The 4302-nt window shown below is 67.3% G+C and carries 6 protein-coding genes; 4 read left to right on the top strand and 2 right to left on the bottom strand.

Going from position 1 to position 4302, the window contains the following annotated elements; genetic code table 11:
• Both Q8W71_RS32510 and Q8W71_RS32505 read right to left on the bottom strand, forming a co-directional pair.
• On the bottom strand, window positions 1–491 hold a 491-nt coding region (locus Q8W71_RS32510), incomplete at its 3' end, for a transposase (RefSeq protein ID WP_305528870.1).
• A complete protein-coding gene (locus Q8W71_RS32505; RefSeq protein ID WP_305529440.1) occupies window positions 460–849 on the bottom strand; it encodes a DUF2721 domain-containing protein in 390 nt (129 codons plus the stop codon). The genes Q8W71_RS32505 and Q8W71_RS32510, both read right to left, overlap by 32 nt.
• Window positions 850–1219: 370 nt before the next feature.
• On the opposite strand from Q8W71_RS32505, the gene Q8W71_RS32500 reads away from it, so the two are divergent.
• The 4 genes from Q8W71_RS32500 to Q8W71_RS32485 form a co-directional block, all read left to right on the top strand.
• Window positions 1220–1639, top strand: a complete 420-nt coding sequence (locus Q8W71_RS32500; protein WP_305529439.1) for a response regulator — start codon at window positions 1220–1222, stop codon at window positions 1637–1639.
• 346 nt (window positions 1640–1985) lie between these two features.
• Complete coding sequence (locus tag Q8W71_RS32495; protein WP_370875601.1) at window positions 1986–3275, top strand: histidine kinase dimerization/phosphoacceptor domain -containing protein; 1290 nt, start codon at window positions 1986–1988, stop codon at window positions 3273–3275.
• On the top strand, window positions 3272–3706 hold the full coding sequence (locus tag Q8W71_RS32490) for a response regulator (protein ID WP_305529438.1): 435 nt from the start codon (window positions 3272–3274) through the stop codon (window positions 3704–3706). The genes Q8W71_RS32495 and Q8W71_RS32490 overlap by 4 nt, the downstream gene beginning before the upstream one ends.
• Window positions 3707–3811: 105 nt before the next feature.
• Window positions 3812–4302, top strand: a 491-nt coding sequence (locus Q8W71_RS32485; protein WP_305528870.1) for a transposase, incomplete at its 3' end; no start/stop codon positions are given.

Below are 4302 nucleotides of genomic sequence, written 5' to 3'. Positions count from 1 at the left end.
TCGCGATCCTGAACGTTGGCCGGCACGACGGCGAGCCCCAGGACGTGCCCCTCGGCATCGACCAGCGCCACGCGTTTGCGCCCGACCAGCTTCTTGGCGGCGTCGTAGCCGCGTGGCCCGCGCACACCGATGCACTTGACGCTCTGTGTATCGATGATCGCCAGCCGCGGCGTGGGACGCCGCCCGCAGCGGCGGCGCTGTCGGCGCGCGAGCGTCCGCATCAGGCTCTCGAACAGACCCTTGTCCACCCAGCGCCGGAACCATCCATAGACGGTGCGCCAGGGCAGGAAGCCGTCGGGCAGCGCCCGCCACCCGCCGCCCGTGCGCAGATGCCAAGCAACGGCCGCCATCACGAGGCGCGCTGACTTGGCGTTGGGTCGTGCCGCCGGGTCGGCCCGCTCCAGGAAGCGGGCCACCTCGTCCAAGCCCGCCTGCATCACCATGTCCTTCAGACGCGTCTCATGGCGCGTCCGATGCCGGTCCGTCCACATCTGCTCTCTCCTCCGCCCCGCCAGGCGGAATTTGTGTTGCCACACGAGACAGATGGGGACGGACGGCAGAGGACCTCAAACAGGCTCTGAGGCTGACGCACACCACGGCCGTGTCCAGCACGAAGGTGCGCCGCCGTAGGTAGGAGAGCTGTTGCGAGAGATGGCGCGCTTCCGCGGGGTCCGCCTCGTCGAGATCTCGGGCGGTCGCGTTCACCTTGTCGGCGATGCGCGCAAGGCGGGCGGAGAACACGTTGAGCATCTGCGCGAGGCCGGCGAGGATGAAGGCCGGTGCGAGCGAGACCTGGATGATGTGGGCGATGTCATCGGGTGAGTGAGCGCCGAGGGTGATGTCGAACACGGGATACCTCGACGCTCGCCTGGGTCGATAGCCGACTAACGCTCGGAACGATTGATCTTTCGTGAAGGCAGCTTGGATGGGGGCTTTCGTCGGGAGTCCGTGGCGTGAGCCCGATAGCCGAACCATCGCAGAACGCGGCTGATATGATGCGCAATTTCCGTCGAGCTACATTTCGGCCGTACTCATACGTGCAGCTTTGTGCCCAGCTCAGTCGATCCGCGCGTAGCCACGCCACCGGGACGACGACGTCCGAGGAGTGGGCGAGGCGGCTTCGCCCCCCAGCACCGTCGAGTGGGGTGAACTCGGCGTTCGGCATCGCCAGGGCATCGTGCACGCAACGTCTGCCGCCGCCGGGCATTGTGACCCCGCCATGTCACCAGTCCCCGAACCCCGCCCGATCGCTGTCGTCGTCGACGATGACCCGCTGATCCGCATGGATGTCCTGGGCATTCTGGAAGATGCCGGGTTCGCCACCTGCGAAGCGGAGGATGGCGCTTGCGGCATCGCCCTCTTGGAGCAAACCCTCGAAGGCGTGGAGCTGCTGTTTACCGACGTGCAGATGCCTGGGGGGATGGACGGATTCGCGCTGACCCGCGAGGTGGCCCGGCGCTGGCCTCGAATCAGCATCGTCGTGGCATCGGGCACGATGCGGCCGGGCCCCGCCGATCTGCCCGAAGGTGCCACGTTCATCGCCAAGCCGTTCAGTGCAGAGGTCGTCCACGATCACCTCTGCGAGCTGCTGCCCAGACGTCGGCAGCCTGCGCCGTTGCGGGAGAGGGGTTCTCGGTAAACCCCTCCGACAACAAAACATCAGGGCTCGAACAAAGGCGGATCGGCCGGCGTTTCCTCCGGTGATCGCCACGGTCACCGGAGGAAACGCCATGATCACCAGAACTCTCGCCCTTTCGGCCGTATTCGTTGTCGCTCTCTCGGGAGCCGGCCTCGCACAGACGCCGGCCGGCGGCGGAAGCGCCGAGGGGAACATAAACAACCCCGGCAGTGTGAAGAGCAGCTCACAGAAGGCTATGGGTGGTCAGACCGGGATGACTGGCAAGCGTCGCGCCACCCGGCCGCACCGGCAGTCTCGGCGATCTCGCATGTAGAACTCTGCGCATCCACGCCGATGAGCCAAGCTGTTGGGCCGGATCGACGGGTCCGTCAGCAAACACGGCCGGAACGTGCAGCTCGGGGCGACCTCGTACGACGTCTGGGTCGACAGGAACCCTTCCTCGTCATCGCCGCTTTGTCCCGACGAAACGCGCGGCCCGCGATGCGGCCCTCACCGCCGCACCGTGGGAGAAACGATGGAACCGGCCGACGCATGGCACCTGACCGATCGCCTGAACGCCGAGCACGGCAAGGGCGATCCCTTCGCCGCCGCCATCCGCGCGACGCGCATGGCGATGATCATCACCAACCCGCGCGAGCCCGATAACCCGATCGTCTTCGTCAACGACGCCTTCCTGCGCCTGACCGGCTACGCCCGCGAAGAGATCATGGGCACCAACTGTCGCTTCCTCCAGGGACCCGATACCGATCGCGGTGCCGTGCGCCAGGTGCGCGAGGCGATCGAGGAAGTCCGCGACATCGGCATCGACCTGCTGAACTACCGCAAGGACGGCACGCCATTCTGGAACGCGCTGTACCTCAGCCCGGTGATCAACGAGACGGGCGAACTCCTGTTCTACTTCGCCTCGCAGTTGGACGTGACCGACCGCGTCGAGGGCAACCTTCGCGTCCTGGAGGAAAAGGAGCGCGTCGAGCGGGAGGTCGCCAAGCGCACCCGCGATCTGACCGAAGCGCTGGCGGCCAAGACGATGCTGGTCCACGAGGTCGATCACCGGGTCAAGAACAACCTCCAGATGATAGCATCACTGCTGACCATGCAGACGCGCACCATCGCCGACCCGGCGGCGCGTGCGACGATGACCTCGATGCTGAACCGCGTCGAGGCGCTCGGCACCGTGCACCGCCGCCTCTACCAGTCGCGCGATGTCGAGCGGTTCGACGTTGCAGCCTTCGCGCAGGATCTCGCCGACGACATCGTCCGCGGCTCCGGGCGGACCGACGTGCGGCTGCACCTCGACCTGGAGGCGGTGGAGGTGCCGGTCGAGAAGGCGCCCCCCGTGGCGCTGATGCTTAACGAGTTGATTACCAACGCGCTCAAACACGGCTTCGCGCGCGAGCGCGGCGGCGTGCTGACGGTGTCGGTCCGACCAGACGGAAACTACGTCGCCATCCGCGTGGCCGACGACGGTCACGGTATGCCGGAGAACGCCACCGGGGTCGGCTCGTTCGGGAAGCGGTTGATCGAGAACCTGTCGCGCCAGCTCGCGGCCAGCATCGCGTGGCACCCGGCCAATCCCGGCACGAGGGTCGAGCTTCGGATCCCGGTCGGGTCCGCGCCGAAGGAACCCCGTTCATGAATGGCCCGCCGCTGCGGGTCTTGCTGGTCGAGGACGAAGCGCTGATCTTGATGCAGTTGGAGGCGCTCGTCGAGGATGCCGGGCACGTCGTGGTCGGCACGGCGATGCGCCGCGACGAGGCCATCGGGCTCGCGCAGGCGCTGCATCCGGACCTGGCCCTCGTTGACCTCAGCTTATGCGAAGGCGGGTCGGGGCTCGACGTAGCTCAGACGCTGCGAGGTATGGCCGGCACGATGGTGGTTTTCGTCACGGCCAACCCGATGCGGCTCGACGACGATCTCGGTGGTGCGGCAGGCGTCATCGCCAAGCCGTTTACCCGGGCCGTGGTAGCGGGAGGAATGCTGTACCTGGAGGAGTGCTTGCGGCGTCCGCCGCCGGTCAGCTTGCTGCCGCGCGGTATGCGGATGGCGCCGGAATTTCGAGCAAGCTGAGAACCACGGTCGTGCTTAGAGCCTGTTTGAGGTCCTCTGCCGTCCGTCCCCATCTGTCTCGTGTGGCAACACAAATTCCGCCTGGCGGGGCGGAGGAGAGAGCAGATGTGGACGGACCGGCATCGGACGCGCCATGAGACGCGTCTGAAGGACATGGTGATGCAGGCGGGCTTGGACGAGGTGGCCCGCTTCCTGGAGCGGGCCGACCCGGCGGCACGACCCAACGCCAAGTCAGCGCGCCTCGTGATGGCGGCCGTTGCTTGGCATCTGCGCACGGGCGGCGGGTGGCGGGCGCTGCCCGACGGCTTCCTGCCCTGGCGCACCGTCTATGGATGGTTCCGGCGCTGGGTGGACAAGGGTCTGTTCGAGAGCCTGATGCGGACGCTCGCGCGCCGACAGCGCCGCCGCTGCGGGCGGCGTCCCACGCCGCGGCTGGCGATCATCGATACACAGAGCGTCAAGTGCATCGGTGTGCGCGGGCCACGCGGCTACGACGCCGCCAAGAAGCTGGTCGGGCGCAAACGCGTGGCGCTGGTCGATGCCGAGGGGCACGTCCTGGGGCTCGCCGTCGTGCCGGCCAACGTTCAGGATCGCGA

The organism is Methylobacterium amylolyticum (genome assembly GCF_030700245.1).
GTDB lineage: Bacteria > Pseudomonadota > Alphaproteobacteria > Rhizobiales > Beijerinckiaceae > Methylobacterium.
The sequence above is the reverse complement of the archived record's forward strand: the minus strand, read 5'-3'. Positions and strand labels throughout refer to the sequence as shown.